Origin of the sequence: Halorubrum sp. Ea1 (assembly GCF_002252965.1) — an archaeon.
GTDB lineage: Archaea > Halobacteriota > Halobacteria > Halobacteriales > Haloferacaceae > Halorubrum.
This window is the reverse complement of the sequence record NZ_NHPG01000008.1, coordinates 37,211-52,994: the sequence shown is the minus strand read 5'-3', so window position 1 is coordinate 52,994 and position 15,784 is coordinate 37,211. Positions and strand designations below refer to the sequence as shown.

Genomic DNA, 15,784 nt, shown 5'->3' with positions numbered 1-15,784 from the left:
GCGTTCTGATGACGACGTAAGCACTGGAGGGAGTGAGCGAAGCGAACGACCGAAGCGCGTGGTTCGAGACGCCTCCGGCGTCTCGTCATCGCCGGAAATCAGAGATTTCCGGCTAGCAGTCAGAACGCAGAGCGTTCTGACGACATCACGAAAGGCGCTCCGCGCCTTTCGAACGACAACGAGCGTGCGCCGTCCTCGCGGCTGGGGCTTTGGAGGTGTTCACCGTTGATCCAGTATCAACCGTGTACCGCCGAGTGGCTGAGGATTTCGAGGTCTTCACCACGGCACCCGTAGCTTCCATTTATAAGCGATCGACTAAAACCTCTCAGTCGACCGCTCCACTGTCAACTACCTCCTATCGCTCGATTCCGCCCTGCTCTTTGATCCGCATGATGTGCCGGACGTTCAGGTAGATCTCCTCCGGGGAGGTCTGCTCTTCCGAATCGTACAGGTCCGACACGCGGTAGAGGATCGCCGAGAGCTGCTTGCTCTCTGAGCTGTCGCCGCGTACGTCGGCCGCGACCTCGCGGAGGAACGCGCGGACCTCGTCGTCGTCGGGGAACGCCTCGTCCGCCGCGTCGACGACCGGGTCCGGGACGACCGGGTCGACGCCGGCGGCGTCGAGGGGGTCGGCGGGGTCGCCGCCCGTCGCGTCCCGTTCCCCGTCGCCGTCTGACTCGCTCCGTTCCCCGCTCATCGCCCTTCGCTCACCCCGCGTCGGCGCACGACGCCGGCGTTGTTCGCGACGTTCTCCACGATCACGCGGAACGCGTCGGCGGTCTCGCCCTCGCCGAGTACCACCGGCTCGCCCTCGTCGCCCCCGGTCCGGACCGCGGGGTCGAGCGGGACGCCGCCTAGGAAGGGGAGCTCGTGCTCCTGCGCCAGCGCCTTCCCGCCGCCGGAGCCGAAGATCTCGTGGAAGCCCCCGCAGTCGGGACAGCGGAACCCGGCCATGTTCTCGGCGATTCCGAGCACGTTCGTGTCGTGTTTGCCGAACATCCGGAGGCCTTTCACCGCGTCGTCGAGCGCGACCTCCTGCGGCGTCGTGACGATCACGGCGCCCGTCAGCGGGAGCGTCTGGAGGATGGTGAGCTGGGTGTCGCCCGTCCCCGGCGGCAGGTCCAACACGACGTAGTCCAGATCGCCCCACTCCACGTCCTCGACGAGCTGGGTGATGATCTTGTGGACCATCGGCCCGCGCCAGATGACGGGGTCGTCCTCGCCGGTGAGGAAGTCCATGCTCATCAGCTTCACGCCGAAGCGCTCGGGCGGAACGATCGTCTCCCCGTCGGTCTGCGGGCGCTCCTCGGCCGACACCATCCGCGGGACGTTCGGCCCGTACACGTCGGCGTCGAAGAGCCCGACGCGCGCGCCGAGCTCCGAGAGCCCCGCGGCGACGTTCACGGCCATCGTCGACTTGCCGACGCCGCCCTTCCCGGAGGCGACCGCGATCACGTTCTTCACGCCCGGAAGAACCTGCTCGTCCGCGTCCAGTTCGTCCGGGATCGACGCCGAGAGATCCACCTCGAACCCAGTGTCGGCGAGCGCGTCCCGGACGTCCTCGGCGATCGCCGACTCATGCGGCGAGAAGGGAGCGCCGAGCGCCAGCGACACGTGGACCGTGCCGCCGGTCCCGTCCGCCTCGGTCTCGACGGCCACGTCGTTCACGAGACCGAGCGAGACGATGTCGTCCCCGAGGTCGGGGTCCTCCACGCCCGCGAGCCGCTCCCGCACGTCCGCTTCGTTCATGCCCGGAGGGAGGACGGTGGGGCGAATAAGGGTTCTGTCACCCGATCAGTCGACCCGCGTGCCGGCGTCCTCGCCGCGCAGAAACGGCGACAGCCCGTCGGCGCCGAACACGTACGCCGGCGCGTCGAGCGCCAAGAGCTCCCGCACCTTCGCCGCCATACCTCCGGAGACGTCGGTCGCGTCGCTCGCCCCGAGCGCGTCGGCGACCGCCTCGAAGGAGTCGATCGCGGGGATCACGTCGCCGTCGTCGTCGAGGACGCCCGGAACGGTCGAGCAGACGCCGACCCGTCGCGCGCCGAGCCCCGAAGCGAGCTCGACCACCAGCTCGTCGCCGGAGACGACGGTGACCCCCTCACCGGCGGTCGCGACGCCGTCGCCGTGAAGCACCGGGACGAACCCCTCGCCGAGCAGCGTCGCGGTCGAGCCGAGCGGCAGGTCGAGGTCGCCCTCGACCCCCTCTGGGCGGGCCGAGAGCGACAGCGGGTGGACCGGCACCGCGGGCACGTCGCGGTCGCGGAGCCGGTCGAGGACCGCCCCGTTTAGCGTCTTCATCGCGCCGTGGACTTCGGCCACCGCCGCCGGATCGCGGGTCCCCTCGCTCGTCGACACGCCGTGCTCGCTGGCGCGGTGGTGGCCGAAGCTCCCGCCGCCGTGGACGACGACGAGCCGGTCGACCGCCCCGTCGGCGAGGGCGTCGGCGACCGCGTCGCAGGCGGCCGCGAGCGCGTCGTCGTCGAGCGTCTCGGGCCGGTCCTTCTCAGTGATCAGGCTCCCGCCCAGCTTGAGCACGACGGGAGGCGCGGCGCCGTCGGAGACGCCGGCGGCGACGTCTCTTCCGTCCGCCTCGGTCGCCTCGCGGTCTGCGGTCACGGCTCCACCACACGAACGCCCTCGGTCGCCAACTCCGCGCGGAACGCGTCCTCGCAGCCCTGCGTGAACGAGAGCGCCGTCTCGGTAGCGTCGCTCTCGTCGAGCGCGACGATGCAGCCGCCGCCGCCCGCGCCCGTGAGCTTCGCCCCGTGCGCGCCCGCGTTCCGGGCGGCCCACACCATCGAGTCGAGCGACCGCGCCGAGACGCCGAGCGCGGAGAGCAGGCCGTGATTGAAGTCCATCAGCTCGCCGAGCTCCGCGAGCAGCTCCGCCGGCGGCTCGGCGTCGCCGGTCGGCTCCGAGCCGGAGCCGGGCGCGCCCTCGGCGACGGCGTCTGCCAGTAGCGCCTCACCGGTCCGGACGACGTCGCCGATCGACTCGACGGTGTCGGCGGCGAAGCCGTACTCCTCGCGGAGCTCGCCGACGCCGGCCACGAGCTCGCCGGTGTCGCCGGCGCCGCCGTCGAAGCCGACGACGAACGGGAGGTTCGGCGCCTCGATCGGCTCGCAGTCGTCGCCCTCGACGCGGACCGCGCCGCCCATCGTCGAGCAGAAGGTGTCGGCGCGGGAGGCCTGCCCGTCCTGCACCTCGTGCTCGGCGCGGTACGCGCGGTCGGCCAGCTCGCGGCGGTCGATCGGCTCCCCGAGCGCCCGCGTCGCGGCGTCGATGCCGGCGACGACGACGGCCGCGGAGGAGCCGAGCCCCGCCCCGAGCGGGATGTCGCTCTCGACCGTGATGTCGAAGCCGGCGTCCGGCGCGTCGGCCGCGTCCCGGGCCTGCCGCACCGCGGCGTCGACGTACCCCATCGCGGCCTCGACCAGCGGCGTCGGCACGTCGACGTCGGGGTGGTCGCCGGTGCCGCCGGAGTACTCCACCGTGAACCCGTTTAGCGAGAGGTCCTCGGCCTCGACGCGGACGTGGTCGTCCGACCGCGGTTCGGCGGTCACCGCGGCGCGTCGCTCGATCGCGGCCGGCACGGCCGGCTCGCCGTAGACGACGGCGTGTTCGCCGAAGAGGTACACCTTCCCCGGCGCTTCACAGACGGTCATACGAATCCCCTCTCTCCGGGGGCATACAGGCGTTGCGTTTGTCGGGTCGGCGTCCGGGCCCGCGGAGGCGAGACGGCGGGAGCCCCCTCCCGCCAGCTTTTCAGCATCGGCCACCGTCGCGTTCGTCATGGCGCAGATACCGTCGCTGCTCGCGCGGTCGGTCACGAACTTCGTCGACGGCGTGGCCGTCGCGATTCCGCGGCTGCTGTCGGGACTGATCTTCCTCGCGCTGGCGTACGCGACGGTGCGGGTCGTCCTCTCGCTCGTCCGGACCTCGATCGATCGGATCTACGTCGGTGACCGCGAGCTCGTCGGCGACCTCATCACCACGCTCGTGGCGGTCTTCCTGTGGTTCGGCGTCGCGCTGACGTTCCTGAAGGTCGTCGGCATGGGGGATATCGCGGCGAGCCTCGGCACCGCCGTCGGCTTCATCGCGCTCGGCGTCTCCTACGCGCTCTCCGAGATGATCGAGGACACCGTCGCCGGCGTCTATCTCCTCCGCGACCCCGACTTCAACGTGGGATACCGCGTCGAAGCGAAGGGCGTGACCGGAACGGTCGCGGCCATCGAGCTCCGGAAGACCCGGATCGACACGGACGACGGTGACCGGATCGTGATGGCCAACCGGGAGATAGAGCCGCGCTGGACCCACGACGTGCCCGACGGGGAGCAGTAGTTTCGCGGTCCGGGCGAAGGATATTCACCCAATACTTATCAATTCTGTCTGAGATATCTGCGGTATGTCATCCCAAGTAGATGCGAGCGCCGAGGAAACGGTCGACGGAGACACGACACTCGCCGCGCTTTCGCACGCGTCGGCGCTGGTCGCCTCGTTCTTGGGGCCGCTGCTGTTCTTAGTGCTCGCGGACGACGACGACGAACTCGTCAAGCAGAACGCGAAGAACTCGCTCAACTTCCAGATCGTCGTCTTCATCGCGATGATCGTCTCGGGGCTGTTGACGGTCGTGCTCGTCGGCTTCCTGCTCCTCCCGTTGATCGGACTGCTCGACCTCGTGTTGGTCGTTATGGCCACGCTGAAGGCCAACGAAGGGCAGGTGTACTCGTACCCGTACACGCCGAACATCGTCTGAGGACCGCGGAACCCCTCTTTTACCGCGATAGCAACGGAGAAAGCGACGGCTCTGCGCTTTCGAAACGTCTTAAAAGTCGAACTCGACGTCGAAGACCGGTTACAGCTCGTCCTCGAAGTCGTCGAGGGCGAAGACGGTGTCGGCGCCGCGGCGGTCGAGCGTCTCGTTGGCGAGCAGCCAATAGACGACCGACAGCGCGCGTCGACCCTTGTTGTTCGTCGGGATGACGAGGTCGACGTTCGACAGCTGGTTGTTGGAGTCGCACATCGCGATGACCGGGATGCCGACGGTGATGGCCTCCTTGACGGCCTGCGCGTCGCCGATCGGGTCGGTCACCACGACGACGTCCGGTTCGATGTAGCCGGCGTAGTCGGGGTTCGTCAGCGTGCCGGGGATGAAGCGTCCCGTGCGGGCGCGGGCGCCGATGGCGTCCGCGAACTTCTCGGCCGGGAACCGGCCGTACTGCCGCGAGGACGTGACGAGGATCTGCTCCGGGTCGTAGTTGGAGAGGAAGTCCGCCGCGGTGCGGATCCGTTGGTCCGTCGTGCTCACGTCGAGCACGTACAGCCCGTCGTCGCGGACGCGGTGGATGAACCGCTCCATGTCCTTCGTCTTCTGCTGGGTCCCGATGTGGACACCGGCGGAGAGGTAGTCCTCGACGGGGATCAGCAGGTCGACGTCGTCGTCGGGCATGACGTCGTCGTCGAACGGGGAGGCCTCCTCCTCGTCCGCCTCGTCGCCCTCGTCGGTCTCGGCGTCGGCGGGTGCCCCGTCGGCAGCCGCGTCGGCGGTCGGTTCCTCGGTCGTGTCGGCCTCCTCCTCGACCGCCGCGTCGACCGCCTCGGTCTCCGCGTCGTCGTCGAGTTCGACCGCGTCGTTGTCTTCGCTCATGCGTGGTGTGGGCCCGTCATACCGCGTCGTCCGCGATGCGGACCAGTTCGTTCAGCTTGGCGGTTCGCTCGCCGCCGACCGTGCCGGTCTTGATGAACCCGGCGTCGGTCGCCACGGCGAGGTGTGCGATGGTCGTGTCTTCCGTCTCGCCCGAGCGGTGGGAGATGACGGTCTCGTACCCGTTGCGGGCGGCGAGCTCGACCGCGTCGAACGCGTCCGACAGCGTCCCGATCTGGTTCGGCTTGATCAGGATGCTGTTGGCCGCGCCCGCGTCGATCCCCTCCTGGAGGCGCTCGACGTTGGTGACGAACAGGTCGTCGCCGCAGATCAGCGTCCGGTCGCCGACCCGGTCGGTCAGCTCCGCGAACGCCTCGTAGTCGTTCTCGTCGAGGGGGTCCTCGACGTACGCGAGGTCGTACTCGTCGACGAGGCCGGCGACGTACTCGACCTGCTCGTCGGTCGACTTGGTCTCGTCGCCGTACACGTACGCCTCGGAGTCGTCGTCGTACAGCTCGGCGGCGGCCATGTCGAGGCCGAAGCGGATCTCGAAGCCCACCTCGTCCTCGACCAGTTCGACCGCCTCTTCGACGACCTCGAACGCCTCCGCGTCCGAGATCGGGGGCGCCCACGCGCCCTCGTCGCCCTTCGCCGCGGGCACGCCGCGCTCGTCGAGCACGTCCGCGACCGCCGCGTGGACCGCGGCGTTCGCGAAGACGGCCTCCGAGACGCTCGGCGCGCCGACGGGGGCCGCGAGGAACTCCTGGATGTGGGTCGCCTCCTTGGCGTGCTCCCCGCCGCCGACGACGTTGCCGAGCGGGACCGGGAAGTTGCCGCCGCGGAACGCGCCCCCGAGGTGCTGGTACAGCGGCGCACCGAGCACGTCGGCGGCGGCCTTCGCGGTCGCCATCGAGATCGCGACGGCGCTGTTGGCGCCGATCGCGGAGAAGTCGTCCGTGCCGTCGGCCGCGCGGAGCGCGGCGTCGACGGCGCGCTGGTCGCCCGCGTACAGCCCCTCGAGACGGGGGACGGCGTGTTCGCGGGCCTTCGCGATCGACTCGCTCGCGGGGAGCTCGATCGCCTCGTACTCGCCGGTGGACGCCCCGCTGGGCGCCGCGCCGCGGCCGAAGCCGCCGGACTCGGTGAGCACGTCGGCCTCGACCGTGGCGTTCCCGCGGGAGTCGAGCACGCGACGCAGCGAGACGCTGGTGATGCGGGTCATCAGTTGGACTCCCTCCGGACCGTGAACGGGAGCACGCCCGCGTCGTACTCCTCCGCGGCGACGAGGATGGGCTCCGTCTGGTCCGTGTCGATCAGCACGGGCGCCCCGTACGACACCTGCAGCGCTCGCGCGCCGAGGATGCGTGCCTTCTCGTATCGATTGTATCGCTGTGTTGACATTGTTACTGGTACGGGGAGACGACGTCGACGAGGTCGCGATGGCTGACCATCATCCGGCGGCAGCAGTGCCGGTCGACCCCGAGTTCGTCGAGCACGTCGCCCGGGTCCTCTTCGCCCTCGCGGGCGCGCTCCTTGAACTCCTCCCAGTGTTCACCGATGACGTTGCCGCACGTGAAACACCGGACGGGAATCATCATGACTGGATCACCTCAGCGGTAGGACTTCTGGTAGCGGGCACGCGCGCCGGGTCCGCCCCACTTCTTGGGTTCGGACTGGCGCACGTCGTTGACCAGCAGCGTGCGGTCGAAGCTCATGTACGCGTCGCGCAGCTCGGCGTCGCCGAGGTGCTGGACGAGACCGCGCGCGATGGCGGTCCGCGTCGCGTCGGCCTGGCCGCTGAAGCCGCCGCCCTCGACGTTGATGTCGATGTCGACGCCGTCGCGGAGCTCCTCGCCCGCGATGCGGAACGGCTCCAGCATCTTGAGCCGCGCCTGTTCCGGTTCCACCAGCTCGACTGGCTGGGAGTTGATGCGAACGCGACCCTCGCCGTCGCGCACGGTGGCGCGGGCGACGGCCGTCTTCTTCTTGCCTGAGGTGTTAGTTACCATGTGACGTTGGCTCCCAGAGACTCGGAGATCTCCCCGAGCGTCGTGAACTTGATGTTCGAGAGGCGGTCGAGCGAGGTGCCGTCGAGGACGACGGTCTCGGCGTCCTCGTCGCGCTCGTAGGGGTTGCCCACGTAGACGCGGACGTTCGAGAACGCCTCGCGGCCGTCCTCCGTCTTGTACGGCAGCATGCCGCGGATGGCGCGCTTGAAGATCCGGTCGGGGCGCTTGGGGTAGTACGGCCCGCTGTCGGAGCCGAGCTCCGCGCGGGTGTGGTACGTCTCCATCGTCGCCTCTTCGTTGCCGGTGATGACCGCGCGTTCGGCGTTGACGACGGCGACCGTCTCGCCGTCGAGGACGCGCTGGGCGACCTTCGACGAGACGCGGCCGAGGATGCAGTCGCGGGCGTCGACGACGACGTCCGCGTCTATCTTCGCGAGACTCATCGGATCACCCGGACGTCGCTCCCTTCGGGGTTCTGTTGTACGAACTGTTCTAGCGACACCGCTTCGCCGGCCTGATCGATCTTCGTGCGGGCGGTGCCCGAGAAGTCGACGGCGGCGACGGTGACGTTCTTTTCGAGCACACCGCTGCCCAGCACCTTGCCGGGGACGACGACCGTCTCGTCTTCCTGAGCGTACCGTTCGATGCGGCCCAGGTTGACCTCAGCGTGCGTGCGCCGTGGCTTCTCCAGTCGGTCGGCGACGTCCTGCCACACGTTGGCACCGGAGTCGCGCGAGACCGACTTCAGATCGGCGATGAGGTTCTGTAGTTTCGGATTCGTCTTGCTACTCATAGCTGTCCCTCCTGAAGTGGAGAGTTAGTGAAAACGGAGTGCAGGGAGCAGGATTTGAACCTGCGGACCTCTACAGGACAGCGCCCTGAACGCTGCGCCGTTGGCCTGACTTGGCTATCCCTGCGTGCACTCCTGCGTAACCCGGCTCCCTTCAAACCACTTTCGGTCCCGCCGTCGGAACGACCCGACTCGAGTCCGAGGCGATCCGACGCGGCGTCGGATCGGGCAGCGGCGCCGCGGCTCCGTGCAGGGGCGAGCGCCGGCCGCGTGGTCTGAAGGTCCGTCATTACGTTAGACCGCGACTTTCGTCTGTAGTTCGTCCGCGCGCTCCTCGATGGAGTCGATCGCGCGGAGCAGCAGTTCCTCGACGCTGAACGACCCGTCCGTCTCGATGTGGAAGACGAACGCGCCGGGGACGTCCTCGATCGCGACCTCCTTGCCGGGGAACCGCTCCGAGAGGTCGTTGTCGAACTCGTCGGTGAGCTCTATCGAACCGTCGGGCGCCTCGATGACGCCGCGGAGGATCCGCGGCTCGTCGTCGTCGAACTCGCCGAGGTCGCCCTCGACCGAGACGCGCTGGAGGTGGCGGTAGCCGACGGAGACGCCGCCCTGGTGTTTGGCGTGCTCCTTGCCGGTGTTCAGCACCGCGTCCGCCTCGAACTCCAGCCGCTGTCCCTCCTTCAGCTCGATGATCGGCACGTTCTCGTCGGCGACTCCGACGAGCGGGTCCGCGCTCTCGATGTCGCCGGAGTACGCCGTCCCCGGTCCCTCGACGTCGAGCGCGAGGGTGACCTCGTCGCCGACCTCGAAGTCGTCGAGCGGCGTCGTCAGGGGCACCAGCCCCAGCCGAAGCCCGATCATCTCGTCGAACATGACGGAGGAGTTCTCGACGAACCGGACGGTGTCGATCGAGAACGTCGGGACGTCGGCGATCATCGCGCGGCGGATGCCGTTCGCGAACGCCGGGGTGAGCCCGCGGATAAGCACCCGCGCGCTGCGTTCGTCCCGTTCGACGTACTGGACGTCGAAGTCGTCTTCCGTCATGTCAGACTCGCTTGTTCTTTGGCGCCTTCGTCCCGTCGTGCGGGATGGGCGTGACGTCCTCGATCCGGCCGATCTCGACGCCCGCTCGCGAGAGCGCGCGGATCGTCGCCTGCGCACCGGGACCGGTGGACTTGTTGAGGTTGCCGCCGGGGCCGCGCACGCGAACGTGCACGCCCTCCAAGCCGGCGTCCTTGACGCGCTCGGCGACGACCTCCGCCATCTGCATGGCGGCGTACGGCGACGCCTCGTCGCGGTTCTGCTTCACCACGGTGCCGCCGGACGACTTGGCGATCGTCTCGGCGCCCGTCTCGTCGGTGACCGTGATGAGCGTGTTGTTGAACGACGCGTACACGTGGGCGATGCCCCACTTTCCGTCCTCGGATTCACTCATGGTTGGTTACTCCTGTGACTCCGCGCGCTCGGGGTGGAGATCGTCCGCGAGCGGGCTCGTCTCGTCGAAGGCGATGGCGCCTTCGTCGTCCACGTCGACCTTCACCGAGGGACGCGTGACGCGAGCGCCGTTGACGGTGATGTGGCCGTGGACGATGAACTGGCGGGCCTGCTGCGTCGAGGACGCGAACCCCTGCCGGTAGGCGACCGTCTGGAGACGGCGCTCGAGCAGGTCGGTCACGTCCAGCGAGAGGACCGCGGAGATGTCGTCGTTGTCGCTGAGGATACCGATGCGGCGGAGTCGCGCAACGAACTCCGCACCGGCATCCTGGGCGACGTCGACGTCACCCTGGGCCTCGCCGAGCAGGCGACGCGCCTCGCGTCGCATGCTGCGCAGCTCGGACTGGGCGCGCCAGAACTCCTCTTTGTTCTTCAGGCCGTACCGCGAGAGGAGGTCGGACTCCTCGGCGATGCGCTCGCCCTGGTACGGATGATTCGGCGTCTCGTAGCCCTTCGTGTTCTTACCGGTGCTCATTCCTCGTCACCCGCTTCGTCTTCCGCCATCTCCTCGCGGATCTCCTCGACGTTGACGCCGATGGTGCCCTCGGACCGACCCGTGGACTTCGTGCGCTGGCCGCGTACCTTCTGGCCGCGCTTGTGGCGAACGCCCTTGTACGATTCGATGACTTTCATCCGGTTGATGTCGTGACGGCGCTTCTCCTGGACGTCGGTGCCGACCAGGTGCGTCGTCTCTCCGGAGTAGAAGTCGTTCTGTCTATTCGTCATCCACGACGGGACGTGGTCTTCGAGGTTCTCGGCGATGTCGACCACCGCGTCGATGTCGCCCTCGTCGAGGAGACCGAACGTGGCGTTGCGATCCACGTCGGCCTTCTCGGCGACCAGCCGCGCCGTGCGCGTGCCGATGCCGTCGAGTTCGGACAGGCTTCGCTCGACCGTCTTCGTCCCGTCGAGGTCCGCGCCCCCGATCCGGACGAAGTACTGGAGGTCTTCCTCCTCCTCCGGCGAGTCGTCCTGTGATTCTTCCGTGCTCATGTGTTGGTTGTGGTGAGCCCTACCGGCGCGAATCCGGCGGTGCTCGGTCCGTTCGAGCGTTGCGGCGGGGATTCGAACCCCGGAGGCAGTGACGCCACAGAGTTAGCAACCCTGCGCCTTGGGCCAGGCTTGGCTACCGCAACTCGCGTCGTATCGTCGCCCTCGTGGACTCGGGACCCGGCGCCCCTGCAGTTCGTGCATCCGTACGGTCCCGCCTTCGCTACTTAAACATCACGGAAGGGCGGAGCGAATGCGCCCGGTTCGCACGGGTGTGAGAGGGTATCACGGTGGAACGGGGAGTCGCCGAGTCTGTCGCGGTCGGGCGGCTCCTTCCGGTCGCGACCGTGCGGCACCGTCCAGTGGAGATTGTGCGGCACCGTCCGGTGGAGGTCGTCGACCGCGCGCCCCGGGGGTTCCGTTTGGCGTACTGTTTAGTGGATGCCGCGGGTGCATCGACGCATGAAGGCCGTCCAGTTCGGTTCCCACGGCGACCGCGACGTGATCGAGTACGGCGAGTTCCCCGACCCGGAGCCCGACCGCGGCGAGGTCGTCGTCGACGTCAAGGCGGGCGCGCTCAATCACCTCGACATCTGGACCCGTCGCGGCCTGCCCGGTGTCGACCTGGAGATGCCCCACATTCCCGGCAGCGACGCGGCCGGCGTCGTTGAGGCGGTCGGCGAGGGCGTGACGCGGTTCGAGCCCGGCGACCGCGTCGCCGTGAGCGCCGGCGTCTCCTGCGGCGAGTGCGAGTTCTGCCGCCACGGCGAGGAGTCGCTGTGCCCCTCGTTCCACATCATCGGGGAGCACGTCCGGGGCGTCCACGCCGAGAAGGCGACCGTCCCGAGCGAGAACCTGGTCCCCGTCCCCTCGGGCGTCGACTGGGAGGTCGCCGGCTCCGCCTCGCTCGTCTTCCAGACCGCCTGGCGGATGCTCCAGACCCGCGCGGACATCGAGGCGGGAGAGAAGGTGCTCGTGCTCGGCGCCTCCGGCGGCGTCGGCCACGCCGCGGTCCAGATCGCCGACCACGCGGGCTGTGAGGTGTTCGCGACCGCCTCCAGCGAGGAGAAGCTCTCGCACGCCGAGGCGTGCGGCGCCGATCACGTCATCGACTACGAGGCGAACGACTTCGCCGAGGAGATCGCGGGGCTCACCGGCCGCCGGGGCGTCGACGTCGTCGTCGACCACGTCGGCGAGGCGACCTACCCGAACTCCCTGAAGTCGATGGCGAAGGGCGGCCGGCTGGTCACCTGCGGGGCGACGACCGGACCGAACCCGGACGCGGAGCTCAACCGCATCTTCTGGAACCAGCTCTCCGTCATCGGGTCGACGATGGCGACGCCCGGCGAGGTCGACGACGTCCTCGAACTCGTCTGGGACGGCACCTTCGACCCGGCCGTCCGCGAGACGCTTCCGATGAGCGAGGCCGCGCGCGCCCACGAGATGATAGAGAACCGTGAGGGCTTTGGCAAAGTAGTGATTAAACCGGACAGTGAGCTCTGAGACCGACGCGGACGGGAGCACGGGCGGCTACGTCCACGTCCCCGACTCCGAGACCGACGGCGAAGGCGAGGGCGCCGTGGGCGTCGCCGACCCCGCCGCGTCGGAACCGGGCGCGGGCGATCCGGGGACCGACGAGCCGACCGCCGACGGCTTCGGCCGACGGGGATGGGCCCTGACGGCCGTCCTGTTCACCTGCGTCCTCGTCATCCCCGGCGTCATCTACCTCTACCCGTACGCCGCGGGCTGGTTCGGGCTCCCATTCTTCGCGACGTACCTCGCGCTCCCGCTCGTCCCCGCGGTCCTGCTCGGGCTGGTCGCCGTCTGGTCGATGACCGCGGCGACGCGAGACCGGTAGCGAGGGCGACGCGATCTCCCGACGCCGCCGGCCGCGAGCGCCGAACGACAACCGTTTTGAACGACACCCGCGCAGTAGCGATATGTTGATCACCGTCTCCGGCCCGCCGGGCAGCGGGAAGAGCACGAACGCCGCGGGACTCGCCGGTCGACTCGGCTTAGAGCACGTCTCCGGCGGCGACATCTTCCGCGAGATGGCGGCCGACCGCGACATGACGCCGGTCGAGTTCAACGAGTTCGCGGAGGAGGACCCGCAGTTCGACCGCAAGCTCGACCGGCGCCTCCGGGAGATCGCGACGACCCGCGACGAGTTGGTCCTGGAGTCGCGGCTCGCCGGGTGGCTCGCCGCCGATCACGCCGACTTCCGGTTCTGGTTCGACGCCCCGCTCTCGGTCCGCGCCGAGCGGATCGCCGACCGGGAGTCGAAGCCCGTCGACCGCGCGAGGACCGAGACGAGGCGTCGCGAGGACTCCGAACGCAAACGGTACGGGGAGTTCTACGGCATCGACATCGACGACCTCTCCATCTACGACGCCGCGTACAACACCGCCCGCTGGAGCCCCGACAGCTTCCTCGACGTGCTCGTCGCCACCGTCGAGGCGTACGACCCCGATGACGACGAGGGGAAGGCGCCCATCGAGGGCGTGACCTACGACTTCTGAGCCGCGACCGCACGCAATCTCCCAATGACCGACACAGCCGACGACACACCCGATCCCGCGGACGACCCCCTTCGGGCACCGCCCGGCGAGCGCACGGTGCCCGAGCTGCTCCGATTCGGCGTCGTCAACGTCGACAAACCCGCAGGCCCGTCTTCCCACCAGCTCTCGGCGTGGGTGCGCGACGCGATCAACGACGCCCTCGCCGCGCTCGATCCCGAGGGCGAGCCGATCGACGGCGTCGCCCACGCCGGCACCCTCGACCCGAAGGTCACCGGCTGTCTGCCGACGCTCACCGGCGACGCGACGAGGGCGGCGCAGGTCTTCTTGGAGGGGACGAAAGAGTACGTCGCCGTCCTCGAGCTCCACGGGTCGCCCCCGAGCGACTTCCGCGAGGTCGTCGGCGAGTTCGAGGCGCAGATCTACCAGAAGCCGCCGCGGAAGAGCGCCGTGACCCGCCGGCTCAGGACTCGAACGATCCACGACCTCGACGTCCTCGAAGTCCGGGACCGGCAGGCGCTCCTCCGTATCCGGTGTGAGTCGGGGACGTACGTCCGGAAGCTGTGTCACGACGTCGGCCTCGCGACGGGAGTGGGCGCCCACATGGGCCACCTCCGCCGGACCGCCACCGACCCGTTCGACGACGGCGACCTCCACGCGCTCCAGGACCTCGTCGACGGCCTCGCGTGGGCTCGTGAGGGCGACGAGTCGCTGCTCCGCGAAGTCGTCCGGCCGGCGGAGGACGCCCTGGTCCACCTCCCGTCGGTGACGGTCGCGCCGTCGGCCGCGCGGAACGTCGCCACCGGCGCGCCGGTGTACGCGCCCGGCGTCATCGACGCGGACGCGGACGCCCGATCGATAGACCCGTCGGCGGGATCCGACGACCGGCCGCTCGTCGCGTGCCACACGCCCGACGGCGTCGCGGTCTGTCTCGGCCGGCTCGTCGGCGACCCCGACGCCGAGTCCGGCGTCGTCGTCTCGCTGGAACGCGTGCTTTTATAATCGCGCCGTCGCGGGTCGGGGTATGGACGAGAGCGAAGGGAGCGGGCCCGACGGCGACGATTCCGAGGACGGCGACTCCGGTGAGCGCGGCGGTCGACCGGTCTCCCTCGGCACCGCGAGCGCCGCCCCGGGCGAGGTCGCCCGGGGGTGGTTCGAGGTCGCGGAGCTGCCGACGGGCGCCGCCGAGCGGCTCCCGGTCGTCGTCGCGAACGGGTCGGGAGACGGGCCCGTGCTGTGGCTCACCGGCGGCGTCCACGGCGACGAGGCGACCGGCGTCGCCGTCGTGCAGGACGCCATCGCGACGCTCGCAGAGGACGCCCTCGCGGCGCTCGCCGGCGCGGTCGTCGCGGTACCGGTCGTCTCGCCCGCCGGTCTCAGACGGAACTCGCGCCACACGTACTACGACGACGAGGACCCGAACCGTCACTTCCCGGACGCCGACGCGGAGTCCGCGCGGCCGCCGAAGCTACAGGAGCGGATCGACGCCAGGCTGTACGCCGCGATCACGGGCGAGACGGTCGAGGGCGCCGTCGAGGGTCCGGCGAGCGCGGGCCGCAACGGGTCGGGCCGCGAGCCGGTCGACCCCCCGGTCGCGGAGCCCGCGGGAACGGGCGTCGTCGCCGACGCCCTGATCGACTGTCACACCGCGGGCGTCGCCAGCGAACCGTTCGCGATCCGCGACCGCGTGCTGTACGGGGAGCGCCGCAGCGAGGACGACGCGGTCGCGCTCTCGGACGAGCTCGGGCGGCTCGTCGACGCCTTCGGCTTCCCGACGCTGCGCGAGTACCTGGCCGCGGAGTACGTCGAGGAGAACCTGCAGCGCTCGACCGCGGGCGCCGTGCTCAACGAGGCCGGAATCCCGGCGTTCACCGCGGAACTCGGCGCGCACAGCGTCGTCGACGACGCGCTCGTCGAGGCCGGCGTCGCGGGGGTGTTCGCGGTCGCGGTCGAGATGGGGATCCTCGCGGCCGAGGACGTTCCGGACTCCGTGGGGAGGCCGATCGACCGCCCCACCCCCGCGCCGGTCGAGTTCCCGGTCCGTCGCTTCCGCGGCCCGACGACCGACGTCTCCGGGCTGATCCGTCACCGCGTCGCCGCGGGCGACGCGTTCGCAGGGGGCGACGTCCTCGCCGACGTGGTCTCGGCGACCGGTGAGCGCCGCGGGACCGTCCGCGCCGACCGCGACGGCTACGTGCTCGGCCGCGCCGAGGGATTGGCGGTCTACGAGGGCGACCCGATCGGGAACCTCGCGGTACGCGACGACGGCGACCTCGTGGTCCCGCGCGAGGACGACGACGAGTGAAGCGAAGTCCTTAATTACCGCACTCTCATT

The 15,784-nt window shown here is 69.7% G+C and carries 22 protein-coding genes and 2 tRNA genes; 7 read left to right on the top strand and 17 right to left on the bottom strand.

Features of this window, described 5'->3' with window-relative positions; genetic code table 11:
* Positions 1 to 355 precede the first annotated feature (355 nt).
* The 4 genes from DJ73_RS01055 to mvk all read right to left on the bottom strand — a co-directional run bounded on the left by DJ73_RS01055 (position 356) and on the right by mvk (position 3,668).
* A complete protein-coding gene (locus DJ73_RS01055) occupies positions 356 to 697 on the bottom strand; it encodes a hypothetical protein (protein WP_094557080.1) in 342 nt (113 codons plus the stop codon).
* Positions 694 to 1,749, bottom strand: coding sequence for an Mrp/NBP35 family ATP-binding protein (locus DJ73_RS01050; RefSeq protein ID WP_094523902.1), 1,056 nt, complete (start codon positions 1,747 to 1,749; stop codon positions 694 to 696). The genes DJ73_RS01055 and DJ73_RS01050 overlap by 4 nt, the downstream gene beginning before the upstream one ends.
* A gap of 45 nt (positions 1,750 to 1,794) precedes the next feature.
* Positions 1,795 to 2,538: an isopentenyl phosphate kinase gene (locus DJ73_RS01045; protein ID WP_254921555.1), complete on the bottom strand. Its 744-nt coding sequence runs from the start codon at positions 2,536 to 2,538 to the stop codon at positions 1,795 to 1,797.
* A 77-nt stretch (positions 2,539 to 2,615) separates the two neighbouring features.
* On the bottom strand, positions 2,616 to 3,668 hold the full coding sequence (gene mvk / locus DJ73_RS01040) for a mevalonate kinase (protein WP_094523904.1): 1,053 nt from the start codon (positions 3,666 to 3,668) through the stop codon (positions 2,616 to 2,618).
* A 127-nt stretch (positions 3,669 to 3,795) separates the two neighbouring features.
* On the opposite strand from mvk, the gene DJ73_RS01035 reads away from it, so the two are divergent.
* Complete coding sequence (locus DJ73_RS01035; protein ID WP_094557079.1) at positions 3,796 to 4,344, top strand: mechanosensitive ion channel domain-containing protein; 549 nt, start codon at positions 3,796 to 3,798, stop codon at positions 4,342 to 4,344.
* 64 nt (positions 4,345 to 4,408) lie between these two features.
* Positions 4,409 to 4,759, top strand: a complete 351-nt coding sequence (locus DJ73_RS01030) for a DUF4870 domain-containing protein (protein WP_094523906.1) — start codon at positions 4,409 to 4,411, stop codon at positions 4,757 to 4,759.
* A 99-nt stretch (positions 4,760 to 4,858) separates the two neighbouring features.
* Here the strand turns inward: DJ73_RS01030 and rpsB are convergent, their stop codons facing one another.
* From rpsB to DJ73_RS00965, 13 genes are all read right to left on the bottom strand, one after another.
* A complete protein-coding gene (rpsB, locus tag DJ73_RS01025; protein ID WP_094523907.1) occupies positions 4,859 to 5,650 on the bottom strand; it encodes a 30S ribosomal protein S2 in 792 nt (263 codons plus the stop codon).
* A 16-nt stretch (positions 5,651 to 5,666) separates the two neighbouring features.
* The gene (gene eno, locus DJ73_RS01020) at positions 5,667 to 6,869 is read right to left on the bottom strand and encodes a phosphopyruvate hydratase (protein ID WP_094523908.1); all 1,203 of its coding nucleotides are present in this window, start codon (positions 6,867 to 6,869) and stop codon (positions 5,667 to 5,669) included.
* A complete protein-coding gene (locus DJ73_RS01015) occupies positions 6,869 to 7,048 on the bottom strand; it encodes a DNA-directed RNA polymerase subunit K (RefSeq protein WP_094523909.1) in 180 nt (59 codons plus the stop codon). Before DJ73_RS01015 ends, eno begins: the two co-directional genes overlap by 1 nt.
* A gap of 2 nt (positions 7,049 to 7,050) precedes the next feature.
* Complete coding sequence (locus tag DJ73_RS01010; protein WP_094523910.1) at positions 7,051 to 7,245, bottom strand: DNA-directed RNA polymerase subunit N; 195 nt, start codon at positions 7,243 to 7,245, stop codon at positions 7,051 to 7,053.
* Between the two features lie 12 nt (positions 7,246 to 7,257).
* Complete coding sequence (locus tag DJ73_RS01005; protein WP_094523911.1) at positions 7,258 to 7,656, bottom strand: 30S ribosomal protein S9; 399 nt, start codon at positions 7,654 to 7,656, stop codon at positions 7,258 to 7,260.
* On the bottom strand, positions 7,650 to 8,099 hold the full coding sequence (locus tag DJ73_RS01000; RefSeq protein ID WP_094557078.1) for a 50S ribosomal protein L13: 450 nt from the start codon (positions 8,097 to 8,099) through the stop codon (positions 7,650 to 7,652). Before DJ73_RS01000 ends, DJ73_RS01005 begins: the two co-directional genes overlap by 7 nt.
* Positions 8,096 to 8,449: a 50S ribosomal protein L18e gene (locus DJ73_RS00995; RefSeq protein WP_094523913.1), complete on the bottom strand. Its 354-nt coding sequence runs from the start codon at positions 8,447 to 8,449 to the stop codon at positions 8,096 to 8,098. The genes DJ73_RS01000 and DJ73_RS00995 overlap by 4 nt, the downstream gene beginning before the upstream one ends.
* A gap of 39 nt (positions 8,450 to 8,488) precedes the next feature.
* Positions 8,489 to 8,573 (bottom strand) — tRNA-Leu (locus tag DJ73_RS00990).
* A gap of 167 nt (positions 8,574 to 8,740) precedes the next feature.
* Complete coding sequence (locus DJ73_RS00985) at positions 8,741 to 9,493, bottom strand: DNA-directed RNA polymerase subunit D (protein WP_094523914.1); 753 nt, start codon at positions 9,491 to 9,493, stop codon at positions 8,741 to 8,743.
* Between the two features lies 1 nt (position 9,494).
* Positions 9,495 to 9,884, bottom strand: a complete 390-nt coding sequence (locus DJ73_RS00980) for a 30S ribosomal protein S11 (protein ID WP_004046448.1) — start codon at positions 9,882 to 9,884, stop codon at positions 9,495 to 9,497.
* A gap of 6 nt (positions 9,885 to 9,890) precedes the next feature.
* A complete protein-coding gene (locus DJ73_RS00975) occupies positions 9,891 to 10,418 on the bottom strand; it encodes a 30S ribosomal protein S4 (RefSeq protein WP_094523915.1) in 528 nt (175 codons plus the stop codon).
* On the bottom strand, positions 10,415 to 10,936 hold the full coding sequence (locus DJ73_RS00970; RefSeq protein ID WP_094523916.1) for a 30S ribosomal protein S13: 522 nt from the start codon (positions 10,934 to 10,936) through the stop codon (positions 10,415 to 10,417). Before DJ73_RS00970 ends, DJ73_RS00975 begins: the two co-directional genes overlap by 4 nt.
* Positions 10,937 to 10,993: 57 nt before the next feature.
* Positions 10,994 to 11,079, bottom strand: a tRNA-Ser gene (locus tag DJ73_RS00965).
* 316 nt (positions 11,080 to 11,395) lie between these two features.
* Here DJ73_RS00965 and DJ73_RS00960 point away from each other — a divergent pair.
* From DJ73_RS00960 to DJ73_RS00940, 5 genes are all read left to right on the top strand, one after another.
* Complete coding sequence (locus DJ73_RS00960; RefSeq protein WP_094523917.1) at positions 11,396 to 12,436, top strand: zinc-binding dehydrogenase; 1,041 nt, start codon at positions 11,396 to 11,398, stop codon at positions 12,434 to 12,436.
* The gene (locus tag DJ73_RS00955) at positions 12,426 to 12,791 is read left to right on the top strand and encodes a hypothetical protein (protein WP_094523918.1); all 366 of its coding nucleotides are present in this window, start codon (positions 12,426 to 12,428) and stop codon (positions 12,789 to 12,791) included. Before DJ73_RS00960 ends, DJ73_RS00955 begins: the two co-directional genes overlap by 11 nt.
* An 82-nt stretch (positions 12,792 to 12,873) precedes the next feature.
* The gene (gene cmk / locus DJ73_RS00950; protein WP_094523919.1) at positions 12,874 to 13,452 is read left to right on the top strand and encodes a (d)CMP kinase; all 579 of its coding nucleotides are present in this window, start codon (positions 12,874 to 12,876) and stop codon (positions 13,450 to 13,452) included.
* 24 nt (positions 13,453 to 13,476) lie between these two features.
* Complete coding sequence (locus tag DJ73_RS00945) at positions 13,477 to 14,451, top strand: RNA-guided pseudouridylation complex pseudouridine synthase subunit Cbf5 (protein ID WP_094557077.1); 975 nt, start codon at positions 13,477 to 13,479, stop codon at positions 14,449 to 14,451.
* Between the two features lie 22 nt (positions 14,452 to 14,473).
* Complete coding sequence (locus tag DJ73_RS00940; RefSeq protein WP_094557076.1) at positions 14,474 to 15,754, top strand: succinylglutamate desuccinylase/aspartoacylase family protein; 1,281 nt, start codon at positions 14,474 to 14,476, stop codon at positions 15,752 to 15,754.
* Positions 15,755 to 15,784 lie beyond the last annotated feature (30 nt).